Source organism: Bradyrhizobium sp. McL0615 (genome assembly GCF_049993905.1).
GTDB lineage: Bacteria > Pseudomonadota > Alphaproteobacteria > Rhizobiales > Xanthobacteraceae > Bradyrhizobium.
This window is the reverse complement of sequence record NZ_CP188254.1, coordinates 4,362,513-4,378,588: the sequence shown is the minus strand read 5'-3', so window position 1 is coordinate 4,378,588 and position 16,076 is coordinate 4,362,513. Positions and strand designations below refer to the sequence as shown.

The following is a 16,076-nucleotide window of genomic DNA, read 5'->3' as shown; positions in this document are numbered from 1 at the left end:
AAGTCATCGCCGAATACGGCAAAACGGTGGAGTAGTTATAAACACTTGCTAGTCAGCCACCCGCCGAACGATCACGGAGGCATTGGTGCCCCCGAAACCGAAGGAATTCGACAGCGCGACGTTAATCTCGCGCTTGCGCGCCGTCTGCGGCACCAGGTCGATTGCCGTTTCCACCGACGGATTTTCCAAATTGATGGTGGGCGGAGCCACGTTATCGCGAATCGCAAGGATACTAAAAATGGCCTCGATCGCGCCAGCGGCACCAAGCAAGTGCCCGGTCGACGATTTCGTCGACGACATCGACACCTTGGAAGCGGCGTTGCCGAGCAGCCGCTCCACGGCGCCGAGTTCGATCTCGTCGCCGATCTGCGTCGAAGTGCCGTGGGCGTTGATGTAGTCGATATCGGATATCGAAATCCCGGCGCGCTTGATCGCCGCGCTCATGCTGCGGAAGCCGCCATCGCCATCCGGCGCCGGCGAGGTGATGTGATAGGCATCGCCCGACAGGCCGTAGCCGACCACCTCCGCATAGATCTTCGCACCACGCTTTTTCGCGTGCTCATATTCCTCGAGCACCACGATGCCGGCGCCCTCGCCCATCACGAACCCATCGCGATCCTTGTCATACGGCCGCGAGGCCCGTTGCGGCGTCTCGTTGTAGCCGGTCGAGAGCGCGCGCGCGGCGCAAAAGCCCGCCATTGCCAGCCGGCAGATCGGCGATTCCGTTCCGCCCGCGACCATGACGTCGGCGTCGCCGAGCGCAATGAGGCGCGCACCATCGCCGATCGCATGCGCGCCGGTCGAACACGCCGTCACCACGGAATGGTTGGGGCCCTTGAGGCCGTGCTCGATCGAGACGTAGCCGGAAGCGAGATTGATCAGGCGTCCCGGGATGAAGAACGGCGATACTTTCCGCGGCCCGCGTTCCTTGAGCAGCAGCGCCGTGTCGGCGATGCCGGACAGGCCGCCGATCCCGGAGCCGATCAGGGTGCCGGTCGCGCATTTGTCTTCTTCGGTCGAAGGATGCCAGTCGGCATCGTCGAGCGCCTGGCGCGCCGCGGCCATCGCAAAGATGATGAAGTCGTCGACCTTGCGCTGGTCCTTTGGCTCCATCCACTGGTCGGGATTGAAAGTGCCGTCACTGCCGTCGCCGCGCGGAATCACGCAAGCGATCCGGCTCGCAAGATCGGCGACTTCGAATGTATCGATCGTCCTGGCGCCGCTTTCGCCGTTGAGGATACGCGCCCACGTTGTGTCAACGCCGCAGCCGAGCGGCGTAACCATGCCCAGCCCCGTGACGACAACCCGCCTCATATCAAAAACTCCAGCCCGAACATGCCGGCCCAAAACAAGAAACCGGGGGACCGTGGGAAAACGGCCCGTCCGGCTCTGTCTCTACCCGCCCGGGACGTCAGCTTTTCGCGTTCTTCTCGAGAAACTTCGTGGCGTCGCCGACGGTCAAAATCGTCTCGGCGGCGTCATCGGGAATCTCGCAGCCGAACTCTTCTTCAAATGCCATCACAAGCTCGACGGTGTCGAGACTGTCGGCGCCGAGGTCGTCGATGAAACTTGCGTTGTCGACAACCTTGTCGGGTTCAACACCGAGGTGTTCGACCACAATCTTCTTAACCCGCTCGCCAATCTCACTCATCGTTCAACCTCGTGCTTGTTCCAATGGACCCGACCCCAAGACGCTTCAGAAACGCTACGAGCTATCGTGGTCGTTAAACTTCCTTCGCTATCGCATAGTCTTGATTCGGCACGTTGGTAGCCGACAAAGCCCCGGCGAACGGCAGGCGTTGCCACGCCAATATACAGGGTTTCAAAATCCTGCAATGGCCTTGTTTGCCCATCCGTCGGGGGTTCGGTTACCATACTTCCCAAGCCTTGACTACAAGCCTCAACCGCCCCGGGAAACGACTTAGGCCGCATCGATCGGGGCGACAACTGGCTCAAAACATGGCCATTCCGCCGTTGACGTGAATCGTCTGGCCGGTGACGTAGGCGGCCTCGTTCGAGGCGAGATAGACAGCCGCCGCGGCGATGTCCTCCGGCGTCCCCAGCCGCGCCGCAGGAACCTTCGTCAGGATGGTTTCGCGCTGCTTGTCGTTGAGCGCGTCGGTCATCGGCGTCTTGATAAAGCCCGGTGCAATGCAGTTGGCGGTCACGTTGCGCTTGGCGTATTCCGCACCCAGCGTCTTGATCAGGCCGATGATTCCGGCCTTCGACGCGGTGTAGTTGGCCTGTCCGGGGTTGCCGGTCACACCGACGATCGAGGTGATCGCAATGATCCGGCCGAAGCGCTTGCGCATCATCAGTTTGGTTGCGGCGCGGGCGAGACGGAAGGTCGCGGTCAGATTGATCTGGATGACGTCGTCCCAATCCTCGTCACGCAACTGCACAAAAAGGTTGTCACGCGTGATGCCGGCATTGGCGATCAGGATGTCGACCTGGCCCATCGCGGCTTCCGCCGCCGGCACCAGCGCCTCGACCTCCGCGCGGTCGGAAAGGTTGCAGGGCAGCACGTGGACGCGATCGCCAAGCTTGGCGGCAAACGAATCCAGCACCTCGCGGCGCGTTCCAGATATCGCCACCGTCGCGCCCTGCCCATGCAACGCCTGCGCGATCGCCCCGCCAATGCCGCCGGTCGCGCCGGTCACCAGCGCCGTCCTGCCCGTCAAATCGAACATCAATGTCTCCTTCCGGGAGCTTCAGGCCGAAGCCGCCAATGCGTCCTTGGCCGCCGCAATATCGTTGGGTCCCCCGATCGACACGCCGACCGCGCCGTCGGCAATGCGCTTGACCAGCCCGCTCAGCACCTTGCCGGCGCCGATTTCGAAGAACCGGGTGACGCCATGCGCCGCCATGTAAGCCACCGACTCGCGCCAACGCACGGTGCCGGTGACCTGCTCGATCAGGCGGCGACGAATCTCGTCGGGATCGGTAATCGGCGCCGCCAGCACGTTCGACACCAGCGGCGAGGCCGGCGTCTTGATCGTTACTTCGGCCAGCGCCGCCGCCATCGCGTCGGCCGCGGGCTGCATCAGCTTGCAATGGAACGGCGCGGACACCGGCAGCAGCATTGCACGCTTGGCGCCCTTGGTCTTGGCGATTTCGAGCGCACGCTCGACGGCGGCCTTGTGGCCGGACACCACTACCTGTCCGCCGCCATTGTCGTTGGCGGCCTGGCAGACCTGCCCCTGCGCGGCTTCGCCGGCAACGGCCATCGCGGCCTCATAATCCAGCCCGAGCAGTGCCGCCATGGCCCCGGCGCCGACCGGCACCGCTTTTTGCATCGCAAGACCGCGGGTACGCAGCAGGCGCGCGGTATCGCTGACGCTGAGGCTGCCGGCGGCTGCCAGCGCGGAATATTCGCCGAGCGAATGGCCGGCGACGAAGGCCGCGTCCCGCCCCACGGAAAAGCCCGCCTCGGTCTCCAGCACGCGCAGCGTGGCGATCGAGACCGCCATCAGGGCCGGCTGGGCATTTTCGGTGAGCTGGAGGGTTTCGGCCGGACCGTCCCAGATGATGGCGGTCAGCTTCTCGCCGAGCGCCGAATCGACCTCGTCAAATACCGCCCGCGCGGCCGGAAAGGCCTCCGCCAGGGCCTTGCCCATACCGACCGCCTGGGAACCCTGCCCCGGAAACGTAAATGCAGCCGTCATCGGCGCTCCCTCGTTCGAATGGGGCCGTAAGACACTGACCGAGGCCGGGATGTCAAGCCGCGGTGCGGAATCGCCGGGACAGGCTCAAGCCCCGGAGCGGTCTCTAGAAGCCGCCCGCTTGCTGGTCGCCGCCAACCTCTTTCCCGGCTCGGGCGCGGCGTGCGCTGCTCACGACGTTGCCCGGCCGGTCCTCATGGCTTGGCCTCGCCGTCGCCATCCGGAGCACGGTGGCGTAGTTGGGCTGCACCTCCATGCGATCTGAATACCGGCTTTCACTGAGTATGCGGTGAACGCGCGGCAGGTTGTAGCAGGGCACGTAGAACAACAGATGATGTTCGAGGTGATAGTTGACGTAGTACGGCGCGATGAACAACCGCTCCAGGAAATTCGCGTGCGTGGTGCGGGTATTGCGCAAGGGATCGCTGGAGTCGGGAACGACTGCATGTTCGGCGATGTTGCGGATCCGGGTAATGACCATCTGCCAGGTGAGCAGCGGCAACAGCCATAGCAGCGGATAGGCCCACCACACACCAGCGGCGGCAAGGGCCGCAAAGAGCACGGCGTTGACGACAAGCTGCGGACCGAGCTTCTCCCAGAAATGCGCGGCGCGTTGCGCGAGAGGCCATTCCTTCGGTCCGAGCGCATTCAGCAATTGCGCCTTGCGTTGCTGATAACCGGTCTGTCCGGTGATATCGCGCAGGAACTTGCGGCGGTAGCTTATTCCCGTGATCGGAAACGGCGCTGAAAGAATCAGATCCGGATCGTCTTCCTGCTGCGTACGCGCGTGATGCTGCAGATGATAGCGGCGATAGGCGCGGGTTTCGGCGAAGATCGGATAGGCGCAGAACCACTGGCTGAGCGTCAGGTTGACCTTCTCGTCCGCCGACAGACATCCATGCGCACCGTCATGCATCAGGATCGCAAGTCCGAGCTGGCGCGAGCCGATGATGCCGACCGCCAGCAGAAAGGTCAGCGGATTGGGCCACCACGCCACCAGCGCGATCGAACCCAGTATCAGCGCCCATGCATGGGCGATCAGGGCGATCCCCTTCCACGTCACGCGCTGGCGCACGGTGATCAGTTGGTCCTCGCTCAGGAAGTCGCGGGCACGCATGCGAAGCGCGGTCATGACGATCTCTCCCTGTCAGGTGAATCTGAATCGGGTGCATCACGGTCGCCGACGAGACGTAGCCGCGTATTGTCGCCGCTGGTGCTCGTCGTCGCCTGATCGCCCAGCACGCGCAGCATCTCGGCGCACATTTCCTCGGTCGATCGGCCCATGGCATGGCCCTCGACCGTCACGCCGATGGCGAGCGCCCAGAACCGGCGTGAGCTGGCGTCGGGATCGCGCAGGCTCTTCCAGCCATGCCGTTCGATCTGGCCGGTATAGGCGCGCAGCCCCTCGCCGTGCAGCCGCTCGATGGTGCGTTCCACCAGCGGCGCGAGATCCGGGCGGCGGCGGGTGAGCGTGAGCGCTTCGGTAAAGAAGGCGACCGCATCCGTCGCCGTGACGGTCTCGACCAGTGCGCGGGTGTAGTCCCGCGGCGTGTGGGCCTGCAATGCGGTCTGCTCGGCCGCGCGCGCCACATACAACACGTCGCGGCAGGCAGCTTCGACGAACAGCGCTTCCTTGGTACGGAAGTAATAAGTGATCTGGCTGGGAAAGGCGTCCGCGGCCGCGGCAATGTCCGAGATCGAGGTTCCGGCAAGGCCCCGCTCCTTGAACAGCCGGCTGGCGCCGTCGAGCAGCCGCGAGCGCATCTGGCGCCCGGCCGAACGGGTTGCACGAGCGGCGTGCTTGGGGTCGCCGGATGGCGTTTCGGCATCTGTCTGAACGGATTTGGGAGCCATTTTTACCCTCTCGCTTACTGTTTGTATGATATACAAACAAATATGTCAACCGATCAGGCCCCTGGCTGGCCGTCTGCCGTGGGATGGCCACCCCCTTTCCGCCCCCGCAAGAAGCCTTGCCAGCCCGCCGAAAATCCTTATAAACCGCGCATCCGTGGATCCCGGCCGGGAGCTGAACGGACGGTCTCAGCAATCTCACCTTTGGATTGATGTGGCAGGGCCAGTCGGCCCGTCGTCCCGTGCTTCCGCCTTCTGAGCTTATCCCGAGTCCTTTCCGAAGGTCTCGAAGGGCTTGCCGCCGGGAACCGCGCCAACACTAGGAAAGGACACCCATGCCTCTTTACGAGCATGTTTTTCTCGCGCGCCAGGATGCGAGCACCCAGCAGGTCGAAGAGCTGACCACCCAGATGACGGGCATCGTCGAAGGGCTCGGCGGCAAGATCACCAAGACCGAGAACTGGGGCGTACGCTCCCTCACCTATCGCATGAACAAGAATCGCAAGGCACATTTCGTGCTGATGAACATCGATGCGCCTTCCGCCGCGGTCACCGAGATCGAGCGGCAGGAGCGGATCTCCGAAGACGTCATCCGTTACCTCACCGTCCGCGTCGAAGAGCACGAGGAAGGTCCCTCGGCGATGATGCGCAAGGCCGATCGTGACCGCGAGCGCGACGATCGCGGCGGCGGTTTCCGCGGTGACCGCGAAGGCGGCTTCCGTGGCGATCGTGAAGGCGGTGGCTTCCGTGGCGACCGTGGCCCGCGCCGTCCGCGCGAAGACGCCGCTGTCGAAGCGACGGAAGAGGAGTAAGAATCATGGCTGAAGCTGGTGCACGCCGTCCGTTTTTCCGTCGCCGCAAGACCTGCCCGTTCACGGGTCCGAATGCGCCGAAGATCGACTACAAGGATTCCAAGCTGTTGATGCGTTACGTCTCCGAGCGCGGCAAGATCGTGCCGAGCCGCATCACGGCCGTCTCCGCCAAGAAGCAGCGTGAACTCGCGCGCGCCATCAAGCGCTCGCGTTTCCTCGGCCTGCTGCCCTACGTCATTCGCTAAGACATCTTCGACCGGCGGCATCCACGCCGCCGGTCGTTATTATTATTCATAAGGCTTCCGGGTCGTCCGGTCGCCGATGGTTGGGGTCCAATAGACCCCTAACCGCTCAAGGGGGCGGGACAGCTGATGATCGCGATTATCCTCATTGGTCTTGCGGCCGGCTGCGCGTCGGCGCTGATGTTCGCCTCGATCATCTCGGGCGCGTTGATCTCATTGCTGCTGTTCTATTTGTCGCCGCTGCCGCTGATGGTGGCGGCCCTGGGATGGGGACCGATCGCAGCGACGGTCGGCGGCACTGTCGCCGCTTCCGGCCTCGGCACGATCTTCGGCCTGCCCTATTGCATCGCCTTTGTCATGACCGTTGCGCTGCCTGCCTGGTGGCTCGGCCATCTCGCCTTGTTGGGACGGCCGCTACCCGCCACCGCCCCCGAAGGCGGTTCGGCGCCCGCTGCGCTCCAGCTCGAATGGTATCCGATCGGCCGCATCCTGCTCTGGATCGCCGGCTTTGCCGCGCTGACCACGATCGCGGCCATGCTGACGCTTGGCACCGATGCCGAGACCATCACCAACTCGCTGCGCCGCGGCCTTTTGCGAATTCTGGGGCCCCGCGATGCGGCGTCGGCGGGCGATATCGAACGCTGGGTCGCGGCGCTTGCCATCATCGCGCCGGCGGCTGCAACGATCGTCGCCATGATGACGTTGACGCTGAACCTCTGGCTCGCCGGCAAGATCACGGCGACGTCCGGCCGGCTGCACCGGCCGTGGCCCGATCTGAAGAGCGCGGAATTACCGCCGATGACGCTGGTGGCGCTGTCGGTTGCGCTGGCCTTTTGCTTTATCGGCGGGCTCGCCGCGATGTTCGCGCAAATCGCGACGACCGCGCTGATGATGGCCTACGGCCTCACCGGCTTTGCGGTGTTGCACACGCTGACGCTGGCGCTCAAGAGCCGGGTCTTCTGGCTCTGCTGTACTTACGCGATCGTCGTCGCGTTCGGCTGGCCGGTGCTGGCGATGATCGCGCTTGGGCTCGCTGACGCGGTCTTTGGCCTTCGCCAACGCTATCTGCGCGGCAAGCCGCCGCCTCTGCCCGCATCCTGAAACTGCAACCATTCACTTCAACCGCATATCGAACACTCAAAAGGAGATTAAAATGGAAGTCATCTTGCTGGAACGCGTTGCCAAGCTCGGTCAGATGGGCGAAGTCGTCCGCGTCAAGGACGGGTTTGCCCGCAACTTTCTGCTCAAGCGCGGCAAGGCGCTGCGCGCCACCGCCGACAACCGCGCCAAGTTCGACGGCATGAAGGCCGAGCTCGAGGCCAACAACCTCAAGGCCAAGGGCGAAGCGACCAAGGTCGCGGAGAAGATCAACGGCCGCAACGTGGTCGTGCTGCGTCAGGCCTCCGAGACCGGCCAGCTGTTCGGCTCGGTGAGCGTGCGCGACATCATCACTTCCTTCGAGGCCGACGGCGTCACCATCAGCCGCAGCCAGGTCCTGCTCGATGCGCCGATCAAGACCATCGGCAAGCACGCGATCGCCATCGCCGTGCATCCGGAAGTCGAAGTCAGCGTCAGCGTCACCGTGGCGCGCAGCGCCGATGAGGCCGAGCGCATCAACCGCGGCGAGGACATCTCGACCCGTCAGGAAGACCAGGATGCCGCCGCCGAGGCGCTGGCCGCCGCCGGTGAGTTCTTCGATCCGGAAGCCCAGCACGACGACGAGCCGGCGCCCGCTCCGACCGAGAAGTAACGCGTCATCGATCCTCATCCTGAGGAGCCGCGTAGCGGCGTCTCGAAGGATGCAGGCCACAGACGGGGCCACATGGTTCGAGACGGCGCTACGCGCCTCCTCACCATGAGGGTCGAACACATAGTGTTGTATTGCCTTTCAAGCCCGGCCCCTTCAGGCCGGGCTTGGGATTCTGGCCGCCGCCTTCTCGTCAAGCATGGCAATGGACGCCAACGCGGTCGCCGTGTGCTTCTCGACACCATCGGTCACGCAGAACACGTCGGCCGCAACCACAGCGACCTGACGTCCGGGCTTGATCACGCGCGCCCGGCAGATCAAACGCTCGCCTACCGCCGGCGACAGCAGGTTCAATTTGTATTCCGCCGTCAGTGCCGACTGCCCCCGCGATGTCGCGGCCGCAATCGTGGTGGCGTTATCGACCAGGAAGGCAGTGACGCCGCCATGGAACAGGCCGTGCTGCTGCAACAGTTCCGGCCGGCGGTCGACCGCAAGCGTGCACGTACCGCGCGTCAGCTCGGACAGTTCCGCCCCGATATGGGTCATGAAGCCCTGACGGCCGACATTGTCGCGGATACGGGTCGCAATCGGCGCGAAGTCGGGATCGTTATTCACGTTCATACGGTTTCTCCCGGTTTATGGATCGCATCGGGCGCGACCACCGCGCGGATGGCGCAGGCGATCAGGATGTCGGCCTGCTCTCTGGGATCGGCGCGATCGCGCCCCGACAGCCATGCGCGGCAAAAAATCTGCGCCGGGCCGATAATCTGGCTGAAGAACAGTGACGGTGTCATCGGCAGCAATTCGCCGCGCTCGACCAGCGGCGCGCGCCAGCGCTGGACGGCTTCCGCAAGACGCGAATTTTGTGCGCGCTGCGCGCCGCGGATCTCCTCGGTCCATTCGCTGCGGGAAATTTCGAACAGATAGCGCGCCTCGCGCCGGGAGTTGACGACCCATGCAAGATGCGCGCGGATCAGCCGCGCCACGCCTTCCCGCGCCCCACAGGATTCATCGACCGCCGCGATGACGGTCGAGTGGTAACGGATGAGAATTTCCAGGAACAGCGTGCCGGCGAGTTCCTTCTTCGATCCGAAGAAATGGAAGAAGCTGCCATTGGACGCCCGCGCGCGGGTTCTGATGGCGGCCACGGTGGCGCCCTCGAAACCGTCGCGGTCGAACACCGCCAATCCTGCCGCCAGCAGATCCTCGCGTGCCGTGGTCACCCGCCTTGATCCTTCCTCACGTACTGGATTATTGCTCTAGAGTAATACTCTAGGTCTGGTCAAGCAACACTATTGGCGACATGGCGACATTTGGAAATCTGAAGATCTATCGCGAGACGGGCGGCGCGGGCGGACCGGCAGGCACCGCCGGCGCCGTAGCCGTCACCGGCGGAGGCGTCGCTGGTGTTGTTTCCGAGGGGCTCGCGGACGGGTCAGGCGCGGTCGCCGCCGAAGCTGGCGGTGCAGGGGTGGCCGGCGGCACCGGATCAGGCCGGAGCGGATTGAGTTCGCTGCCGACGTTCTCCTTGGGGGCATCGACCTTAGCGGAGTCGGACCTGCCCTCGCGTGCCGGCTTTTCCGACTCGCTGGCCGGCTTGTCGCCGTCGCTCCTGACTGCGTCGGTCTTGGCTGGATCGGTCTTGCCGGAATCTGTCGCGGAAGTTTCAGCCTTGGCGGCATCCCGAGACGGATCTTCCTGCGCGGCATCGCCGGGGGCTGCCGGCTCGGTTTTCCGCGGTTCTTCGATTACGGGCTTGCCTCGTCTGCCCTGCTTCTGCCTGAAGCCCGATTTGCTGTCGGTAGATGCCCGCACCGGGGCCTGCCCATCTACAGGGTTGGCGGCTTCGGGCGCTGCGTGCGGCCGTGCCAACCGCTTCGCGTCTCGGCCCTGACGCGCGCCCTCGCCTCGCGACGGTGCTCCATCGGTGTCCGGCCGGGAAGCCTCCTGCGCAGATGCGGCTGGCGGCTGCCGGCGACCGAGCCGGTCGGGCTGATCCGGCCTTCCGTCCGGCTTGGCGTCCTTCTGCTTCGGCTGATCCTTGCTCTGGTACCGGGGGTCGGAGGCCCCGTTGGATATCAGATACGACGACAGCACCGAGGCCATGTCGGTACCGGTCGTGTAGTGCTGGCGCAGGAACCCCGGCAACGACGAAGCTGGCGTGTTCTTCAACAGGCCACGCGGGCTCTTGTGGCAGGCGCTGCAGGTGTTCGAGAATATCTGGGACGGGCTCTTGCCAGCGTCGAGATTTTCGACCGCCTGCGCCACGCCTGCTGTGAGGCAGCCGATCAGGAGTGTCACCGTCGCTAGACTGAGCGCTCGGCTCAACATTCCCTGCTTCTCCAGACCTGGAATCGCTACCGGCATCGCATGACGTGGCCGGCGGCGGGGTCACCTTTTAGCCGATTATGGCGCGAATGGAAGCGCGCCCAGTACGCATCTGCGTGAGTGTGACATTTGTGAATATCCGCTTTGACTCCAACGCACTAGTGCCACGACATCATCTTACTTATGTTTTTGTTGGTGCATCCTTGGAACAAACCTTTCCAGGCTGTGCCGGTGTGACGGTTGCTCGCTCCATTGGTGCTTCGATGGACCGGTTGTTGCGTTATTTCCTGGGTCAGTTCATTCGCCGCGGCACGATGACATTTACGGCCGCGAGCGGAGCCAAATTCACCTGCGGTGACGGAACCGGCCGACCGGTATCCGCGCGGTTCCTAACCGAACGGACCCAGCGCCGCATTCTCCTCAATCCCGAACTGGCGCTGGGTGAGGCCTATATGGACGGCACGTTCGTGGTCGAGAACGGCTCGATCGCGGACGCACTGGCGATCCTGCTCAATCAGCCCGAAATGGTGCCGCGCTGGGCCAAGCTGCAATGGTGGCTGCGTTATTTTGGCCGGCACGCCCGGCAATTCAATTGGCGTGGCCGGGCCAAAAACAACGTCGCCCACCACTACGATCTCGACGGGCGGCTCTATTCCCTGTTCCTCGACGCCGACAGGCAATACAGCTGCGCTTATTTCGAAACGCCGGATACGACGCTCGACGATGCCCAACTCGCCAAGAAACGCCACCTTGCCGCCAAGCTCCTGATCGGGCGCGGCAATCGCGTGCTCGACATCGGCTCGGGCTGGGGCGGCCTCGGCCTCTATCTGGCCGAAATGACCGGCGCCGACGTCACCGGCATCACGCTGTCATCAGAGCAATTGCTGGCCTCGAACGCCCGCGCCGCCGAAAAGAACCTAACGGGTTCGGCCAGATTCCTGCCCAGCGACTATCGCGATATCGCCGGCCCGTTCGACCGGATCGTGTCGGTTGGCATGTTCGAACACGTCGGCATCGACTTCTATGAAACCTTTTTCAAGCGATGCGCCGAACTTCTCAGCGACGACGGCGTCATGGTGCTGCACTCGATCGGCCGTTCGACCGGTCCCGATGTGACGGGCCCATGGATCACGAAATACATCTTCCCGGGCGGTTATATCCCCGCCCTTTCCGAGGTCGTTCCCGCGATCGAGAAGGCAGGGCTTCTGGTCTGCGACATCGAAATCCTGCGGCTGCATTATGCGCAAACGCTAAAGGCCTGGCGCGACCGCTTCATGGCGCGGCGCGAAGAGGCGGTGCGCCTCTATGACGAGCGTTTTGCCCGCATGTGGGAGTTTTACCTGGCGGCGTCGGAAATGTCGTTCCGGAAGCAAAACCTGATGAATTTCCAGATCCAGCTGACCCGGCGTCAGGGGATCGTGCCGATGACGCGGGATTACATGACCCGGGAAGAAGCGAGACTGCGCGGGATGGAACTCGGGAGGCAGTCGCGGCTGCAGTTGGCGGGCGAATAGGCCGCCCTCATCAGGGTGGCGTCAGTTCCGCAGGCTGTAGGCCGAGCCATAGGGCGTACGAGCATAGGCGGGACGGGCAAGTTGGGCGCGCACCGTGGCCAGCAACTGCTCGTCACAGGGTACGGCACGCAGTTCCGGGCTCGAAATCGCGTCCATCGCGTCGATCAGCATCGACAGCCACATGCGCTGGCCGCTCGCCGATCGCCATCCCGGGATTTGCTGACCCATCGCCTGTCCTTCCGGTCCGTTACTGCTGGCAACTCGAAGATCGCCGGCCCGTTCCCGATTTTCGTAACCAATCCATTCTGCGACGAAGAAAATCACACCCGATGTGATCTACTTCACAGAGGCCCTCGGCGGCCCGTCGTACATCACCGCCATGAACCGGCAGACCTACCCAGCCCCATTCGATTCCGACATCAGGATCGACTACGCCTTGATCGCAATCGGGGTGGGCGCCGCCTTGTTCGCGTTCGTCTACCTGATGCTGGTTTGATCAACGCTTAAGGCGCGGCCCGAAAACATCCCACGCGTTCGGATAGGTCTGCCCAAGTCGCGGTAAGGTTCAGGCTATCCTAAGATTTTACCTGGCATTTCGCGGAAAACGCACCCGAACCGCCTCGTTTTGGCCGAAAGCCCGTCAAGCTTCACGCCGTGGGCCAGACGGATTCATCCACATTTTAGAAGAACGGTGCATAGCGCCGAGCTTTCGCTTCCGCTTTGCCCGGGACGGGCGCTTTATCGCCGCCCTTCTTCGGAAATGCTGGCAACACCAAAAATCACGAGCATAACCTGACGCCATGGCTCTGACTGATTCGAACGTCCTCAAACTCGCTCCCGACGCGGGAACTCCCGTTTTCCGGAGCGCGCCGCACAATATCGAAGCGGAGCAGAGCCTGCTGGGCGCCATCCTGGTCAACAACGACGCGTTCTACCGCGTTTCCGACTTCCTGGAGCCGAAGCACTTCTTCGAACCGATCCACCAGACCATTTTCGAGACCGCCAGCAGTTTGATCCGGATGGGCAAGGTCGCGACCCCCGTCACGCTGAAAACCTTCCTGCCTGCCGATACCGATATCGGTGGCATGACGGTTGGCCAATACCTCGCCCGCGTGGCGGCCGAAGCCACCACGATCATCAACGCGCAGGACTACGGCCGCACCATCTATGACATGGCGCTGCGACGCGACTTGATCCGGATCGGCGAGGACATGGTCAATGTCGCCTTCGACGCACCGGTGGATTTTGCCCCGCGCGCGCAGATCGAGGATGCCGAGCGACAGCTCTATGAACTCGCCGAATCCGGCCGTTACGACGGCGGCTTCCAGCGTTTCTCGCAGGCGATGAAGGTCGCGCTCGATATGGCGGCCAACGCCTATCAGCGCGACGGAAAATTGTCCGGCATCTCTACCGGATTGCGCGATCTCGACTCAAAGATGGGCGGCCTGCAGCGATCCGACTTGATCATCGTCGCCGGACGCCCCGGCATGGGCAAAACCGCGTTCGCAACCAATATCGCCTATAACATTGCCGAAGCGCACCAGTCAGAAGTTCAGGTCGACGGCACCATGAAGTCGGTCAATGGCGGCATTGTCGGCTTCTTCTCCTGCGAAATGTCGGCCGAGCAGCTCGCGACACGTATTCTCGCCGAGCAAACCGGCATTGCGTCCAGCATGATCCGTCGCGGCGGGATCAAACAGGACGAGTTTGAAAGGATACGCGACTACACCATCAAGCTGGAGCATTTGCCGCTCTATGTCGACGAGACGGGCGGCCTTTCGATTTCGCAACTGACGGCGCGCGCGCGGCGGCTGAAGCGGCAGAAGGGCCTCGACATGATCGTGGTCGACTACATCCAGCTGCTGCAGGGCTCGGGCAAGCGCGGCAACGACAACCGCGTGCAGGAAGTCACCGAGATCACGACCAGCCTGAAGGCGCTGGCCAAGGAGCTGAATATTCCGGTGATCGCACTGTCGCAGCTATCGCGGCAGGTCGAAAACCGCGACGACAAGCATCCGCAATTGGCCGATTTGCGTGAATCCGGTTCGATTGAGCAGGACGCCGACGTCGTGCTGTTCGTGTACCGCGAAGAATATTATCTGCAGAACAAGGAACCCAAGCCCGGTACACCTGAGCACGAGAAGTGGAAACTCGACATGGAGCTCGCTCACGGCAAGGCCGAGGTCATCATCGCCAAGCAGCGCCACGGACCAACGGGTACGGTCCCACTGCAATTCGAAGGGCAATTCACGCGGTTTAGTGATTTCGTCGAAGGGGATGGTCTACCCTACCGGGTGCCCTAAGGCCGGCCCTCAGCGCGGTTGAACCACCGCGTTCCGCCGCGTAAAAAGGGGCATGAACATTGCCCCCGATCCCAAATCGATTCCGCAAGGCACCCTGCTCTCGCCGGAGGCGAGCCAGGCCGCCACGCTCGCGACCGCCACCGGCGTGCTGACGGTCGATCTCGACGCCATCGTCGCCAACTGGCGCAAGCTCGAGAAGACGGCGGTGCCAGCCGAATGCGCCGGCGTCATCAAGGCGGATGCCTATGGCTGCGGCGCCGAACAGGTGGCGCGCGTCCTTGCTGGCGCCGGCTGCAAGACGTTTTTCGTCGCCACGCTCGATGAGGCCCGCGTGGTTCGTGCCGCGACGCCCGCGGCCGCAATCTACGTGCTCGGCGGCTTCTTCCAGAACACCGGCGAGGCCTACGCCAGGATCGACTGCAAGCCTGTTATCGGCGACCTCAACGAGCTCGCCGAATGGGACGTCTTCTGCCGCCGCTCGGGTTGGTCGGGCGGAGCAGCCATCCACATCGATACCGGCATGAACCGGCTCGGCCTGACGGTCACCGAGGCGCAAGGCATCATCCCGCGCATCAATGCCGGCGATCACGGCATTACGCTCGTGATGAGCCACCTCGCCTCCGCCGAACTGCTCAACAATCCCACCAACGCCCGACAGCTCACCGCCTTTCGCGAGATCGCGAGCGTGTTTTCCGGCGTGCCGGCGTCGCTGGCGAATTCATCAGGTATTTTCCTCGGATCTCAATTCTCGTTCGACCTGGTGCGGCCGGGCTGCGCGCTGTACGGCATCAATCCGACGCCGGAAGCCGACAATCCGATGCAGCCGGTCGTCGAACTGAAGGCGCGCATCGTGCAGATCCGCAACATCGACCGCGGCGATACCGTCGGCTATGGCGGCACCTGGACGGCGCGGCGTCCGACCAGACTAGCGATCGTTTCCGCAGGCTATGCCGACGGCTATTTCCGCGCCGCCAGCTCCAATGACGGCACCCGCGGCGCCGAGGTGGTGGTCGCCGGCAAGCGCTGCCCGATCGCGGGGCGGATTTCGATGGACCTGACGGCGGTCGACATCACCGATCTCGACAAGAATGCGGTGCGGCGCGGCCATATGGTGACCCTGATTGGCGAAGGCATTACGGTCGACGAGCTCGCCCACCATTTCGGCACCATCGGCTACGAAGTGATGACAAGCCTCGGCAGCCGCTACGCGCGAATCTACAAGGGCGGTAACGCCGCTGCAGAGCCCCCTGCTCCGCCTCCAGCGGAGCCGGCTGCCGCTTCCACCTAGTTCTTCGTTCCCAGGGTTGCGTTGCCGCGCCTCATGTCGAGGTTGTGTGTTACTGCTTCTTCCGGCTAGCCAACACTTGCTTGCAGGCGTCGCTGAGCTGGTTCTGTTGCTTGGTCAGGCATGCCACGACGCGGCCGCCGCCGGGCGGCGTACCGGCGCAATATTTGTCATAATCCGCCTTGCAGGCGCCACGCTGGTCGGAGGTTTGCGCAACCGCCGATCCGGAGCATCCGATGGCGAGCGCGAGAACGGCGAAGCGTAATTTCGACATGGAATCTCCAGATGTCAGCGAAGTGTCAGGCCAAGCATAGTGATGCCGGCTAGCTCTA

General features: G+C 63.5%; 19 protein-coding genes. 8 read left to right on the top strand and 11 right to left on the bottom strand.

Going from position 1 to position 16,076, the window contains the following annotated elements:
- Nucleotides 1–48 precede the first annotated feature (48 nt).
- The 6 genes from fabF to ACPPVP_RS20595 form a co-directional block, all read right to left on the bottom strand.
- Nucleotides 49–1,314 carry a beta-ketoacyl-ACP synthase II gene (gene fabF, locus ACPPVP_RS20620; RefSeq protein WP_426537548.1) on the bottom strand — a complete coding sequence of 422 codons (1,266 nt, stop codon included), beginning with the start codon at nt 1,312–1,314 and terminating at the stop codon, nt 49–51.
- A gap of 97 nt (nt 1,315–1,411) precedes the next feature.
- Nucleotides 1,412–1,651, bottom strand: a complete 240-nt coding sequence (locus tag ACPPVP_RS20615) for an acyl carrier protein (protein ID WP_008969609.1) — start codon at nt 1,649–1,651, stop codon at nt 1,412–1,414.
- A 301-nt stretch (nt 1,652–1,952) separates the two neighbouring features.
- Nucleotides 1,953–2,690, bottom strand: a complete 738-nt coding sequence (gene fabG / locus ACPPVP_RS20610; protein ID WP_426537545.1) for a 3-oxoacyl-[acyl-carrier-protein] reductase — start codon at nt 2,688–2,690, stop codon at nt 1,953–1,955.
- Nucleotides 2,691–2,711: 21 nt separating this feature from the next.
- On the bottom strand, nt 2,712–3,665 hold the full coding sequence (gene fabD / locus ACPPVP_RS20605) for an ACP S-malonyltransferase (protein ID WP_426537543.1): 954 nt from the start codon (nt 3,663–3,665) through the stop codon (nt 2,712–2,714).
- Nucleotides 3,666–3,768: 103 nt separating this feature from the next.
- Nucleotides 3,769–4,794, bottom strand: a complete 1,026-nt coding sequence (locus tag ACPPVP_RS20600) for a fatty acid desaturase family protein (protein ID WP_426537541.1) — start codon at nt 4,792–4,794, stop codon at nt 3,769–3,771.
- Complete coding sequence (locus ACPPVP_RS20595; RefSeq protein ID WP_426537539.1) at nt 4,791–5,516, bottom strand: TetR/AcrR family transcriptional regulator C-terminal domain-containing protein; 726 nt, start codon at nt 5,514–5,516, stop codon at nt 4,791–4,793. The genes ACPPVP_RS20600 and ACPPVP_RS20595 overlap by 4 nt, the downstream gene beginning before the upstream one ends.
- Nucleotides 5,517–5,848: 332 nt before the next feature.
- On the opposite strand from ACPPVP_RS20595, the gene rpsF reads away from it, so the two are divergent.
- The 4 genes from rpsF (at nt 5,849) to rplI (ending at nt 8,317) form a co-directional block, all read left to right on the top strand.
- Entirely contained in the window at nt 5,849–6,325 is a 477-nt protein-coding gene (gene rpsF / locus ACPPVP_RS20590; protein WP_247515827.1) for a 30S ribosomal protein S6, read from the top strand.
- 5 nt (nt 6,326–6,330) lie between these two features.
- Nucleotides 6,331–6,570, top strand: a complete 240-nt coding sequence (gene rpsR, locus ACPPVP_RS20585; RefSeq protein ID WP_002711478.1) for a 30S ribosomal protein S18 — start codon at nt 6,331–6,333, stop codon at nt 6,568–6,570.
- Nucleotides 6,571–6,696: 126 nt separating this feature from the next.
- Nucleotides 6,697–7,668 (top strand): hypothetical protein, encoded by a 972-nt coding sequence (locus ACPPVP_RS20580; protein WP_426537537.1) that lies wholly within the window; start codon nt 6,697–6,699, stop codon nt 7,666–7,668.
- 52 nt (nt 7,669–7,720) lie between these two features.
- Nucleotides 7,721–8,317 carry a 50S ribosomal protein L9 gene (gene rplI, locus ACPPVP_RS20575; RefSeq protein ID WP_426537535.1) on the top strand — a complete coding sequence of 199 codons (597 nt, stop codon included), beginning with the start codon at nt 7,721–7,723 and terminating at the stop codon, nt 8,315–8,317.
- Nucleotides 8,318–8,470: 153 nt separating this feature from the next.
- On the opposite strand, the gene ACPPVP_RS20570 is transcribed toward rplI, so the two are convergent.
- The 3 genes from ACPPVP_RS20570 to ACPPVP_RS20560 all read right to left on the bottom strand — a co-directional run bounded on the left by ACPPVP_RS20570 (nt 8,471) and on the right by ACPPVP_RS20560 (nt 10,645).
- Nucleotides 8,471–8,935: a PaaI family thioesterase gene (locus tag ACPPVP_RS20570; RefSeq protein ID WP_426537533.1), complete on the bottom strand. Its 465-nt coding sequence runs from the start codon at nt 8,933–8,935 to the stop codon at nt 8,471–8,473.
- Complete coding sequence (locus ACPPVP_RS20565) at nt 8,932–9,537, bottom strand: TetR/AcrR family transcriptional regulator (protein WP_426537531.1); 606 nt, start codon at nt 9,535–9,537, stop codon at nt 8,932–8,934. Before ACPPVP_RS20565 ends, ACPPVP_RS20570 begins: the two co-directional genes overlap by 4 nt.
- Before the next feature lie 106 nt (nt 9,538–9,643).
- The gene (locus ACPPVP_RS20560; protein WP_426537529.1) at nt 9,644–10,645 is read right to left on the bottom strand and encodes a hypothetical protein; all 1,002 of its coding nucleotides are present in this window, start codon (nt 10,643–10,645) and stop codon (nt 9,644–9,646) included.
- A gap of 260 nt (nt 10,646–10,905) precedes the next feature.
- Between ACPPVP_RS20560 and ACPPVP_RS20555 the strand changes: the two genes are divergently transcribed.
- Complete coding sequence (locus tag ACPPVP_RS20555) at nt 10,906–12,156, top strand: class I SAM-dependent methyltransferase (protein ID WP_426537527.1); 1,251 nt, start codon at nt 10,906–10,908, stop codon at nt 12,154–12,156.
- Nucleotides 12,157–12,177: 21 nt separating this feature from the next.
- On the opposite strand, the gene ACPPVP_RS20550 is transcribed toward ACPPVP_RS20555, so the two are convergent.
- Entirely contained in the window at nt 12,178–12,384 is a 207-nt protein-coding gene (locus ACPPVP_RS20550) for a transcriptional regulator (protein ID WP_426537525.1), read from the bottom strand.
- Between the two features lie 103 nt (nt 12,385–12,487).
- Between ACPPVP_RS20550 and ACPPVP_RS20545 the strand changes: the two genes are divergently transcribed.
- The 3 genes from ACPPVP_RS20545 (at nt 12,488) to alr (ending at nt 15,747) form a co-directional block, all read left to right on the top strand.
- Nucleotides 12,488–12,652, top strand: coding sequence for a hypothetical protein (locus ACPPVP_RS20545; protein ID WP_426538461.1), 165 nt, complete (start codon nt 12,488–12,490; stop codon nt 12,650–12,652).
- Nucleotides 12,653–12,956: 304 nt separating this feature from the next.
- Nucleotides 12,957–14,459 carry a replicative DNA helicase gene (locus tag ACPPVP_RS20540; protein ID WP_426537523.1) on the top strand — a complete coding sequence of 501 codons (1,503 nt, stop codon included), beginning with the start codon at nt 12,957–12,959 and terminating at the stop codon, nt 14,457–14,459.
- 52 nt (nt 14,460–14,511) lie between these two features.
- The gene (gene alr, locus ACPPVP_RS20535) at nt 14,512–15,747 is read left to right on the top strand and encodes an alanine racemase (protein WP_426537521.1); all 1,236 of its coding nucleotides are present in this window, start codon (nt 14,512–14,514) and stop codon (nt 15,745–15,747) included.
- A gap of 49 nt (nt 15,748–15,796) precedes the next feature.
- Here alr and ACPPVP_RS20530 read toward each other — a convergent pair whose 3' ends face one another.
- Nucleotides 15,797–16,018 (bottom strand): cysteine rich repeat-containing protein, encoded by a 222-nt coding sequence (locus tag ACPPVP_RS20530; RefSeq protein ID WP_426537519.1) that lies wholly within the window; start codon nt 16,016–16,018, stop codon nt 15,797–15,799.
- Nucleotides 16,019–16,076: the final 58 nt, after the last annotated feature.

Coding starts and splice junctions, on each gene's coding strand:
- fabF (WP_426537548.1), bottom strand. CDS start 1,314: ATGAGGCGGGTTGTCGTCACGGGGCTGGGCATGGTTACGCCGCTCGGC.
- ACPPVP_RS20615 (WP_008969609.1), bottom strand. CDS start 1,651: ATGAGTGAGATTGGCGAGCGGGTTAAGAAGATTGTGGTCGAACACCTC.
- fabG (WP_426537545.1), bottom strand. CDS start 2,690: ATGTTCGATTTGACGGGCAGGACGGCGCTGGTGACCGGCGCGACCGGC.
- fabD (WP_426537543.1), bottom strand. CDS start 3,665: ATGACGGCTGCATTTACGTTTCCGGGGCAGGGTTCCCAGGCGGTCGGT.
- ACPPVP_RS20600 (WP_426537541.1), bottom strand. CDS start 4,794: ATGACCGCGCTTCGCATGCGTGCCCGCGACTTCCTGAGCGAGGACCAA.
- ACPPVP_RS20595 (WP_426537539.1), bottom strand. CDS start 5,516: ATGGCTCCCAAATCCGTTCAGACAGATGCCGAAACGCCATCCGGCGAC.
- rpsF (WP_247515827.1), top strand. CDS start 5,849: ATGCCTCTTTACGAGCATGTTTTTCTCGCGCGCCAGGATGCGAGCACC.
- rpsR (WP_002711478.1), top strand. CDS start 6,331: ATGGCTGAAGCTGGTGCACGCCGTCCGTTTTTCCGTCGCCGCAAGACC.
- ACPPVP_RS20580 (WP_426537537.1), top strand. CDS start 6,697: ATGATCGCGATTATCCTCATTGGTCTTGCGGCCGGCTGCGCGTCGGCG.
- rplI (WP_426537535.1), top strand. CDS start 7,721: ATGGAAGTCATCTTGCTGGAACGCGTTGCCAAGCTCGGTCAGATGGGC.
- ACPPVP_RS20570 (WP_426537533.1), bottom strand. CDS start 8,935: ATGAACGTGAATAACGATCCCGACTTCGCGCCGATTGCGACCCGTATC.
- ACPPVP_RS20560 (WP_426537529.1), bottom strand. CDS start 10,645: ATGTTGAGCCGAGCGCTCAGTCTAGCGACGGTGACACTCCTGATCGGC.
- ACPPVP_RS20555 (WP_426537527.1), top strand. CDS start 10,906: ATGGACCGGTTGTTGCGTTATTTCCTGGGTCAGTTCATTCGCCGCGGC.
- ACPPVP_RS20550 (WP_426537525.1), bottom strand. CDS start 12,384: ATGGGTCAGCAAATCCCGGGATGGCGATCGGCGAGCGGCCAGCGCATG.
- ACPPVP_RS20540 (WP_426537523.1), top strand. CDS start 12,957: ATGGCTCTGACTGATTCGAACGTCCTCAAACTCGCTCCCGACGCGGGA.
- alr (WP_426537521.1), top strand. CDS start 14,512: ATGAACATTGCCCCCGATCCCAAATCGATTCCGCAAGGCACCCTGCTC.
- ACPPVP_RS20530 (WP_426537519.1), bottom strand. CDS start 16,018: ATGTCGAAATTACGCTTCGCCGTTCTCGCGCTCGCCATCGGATGCTCC.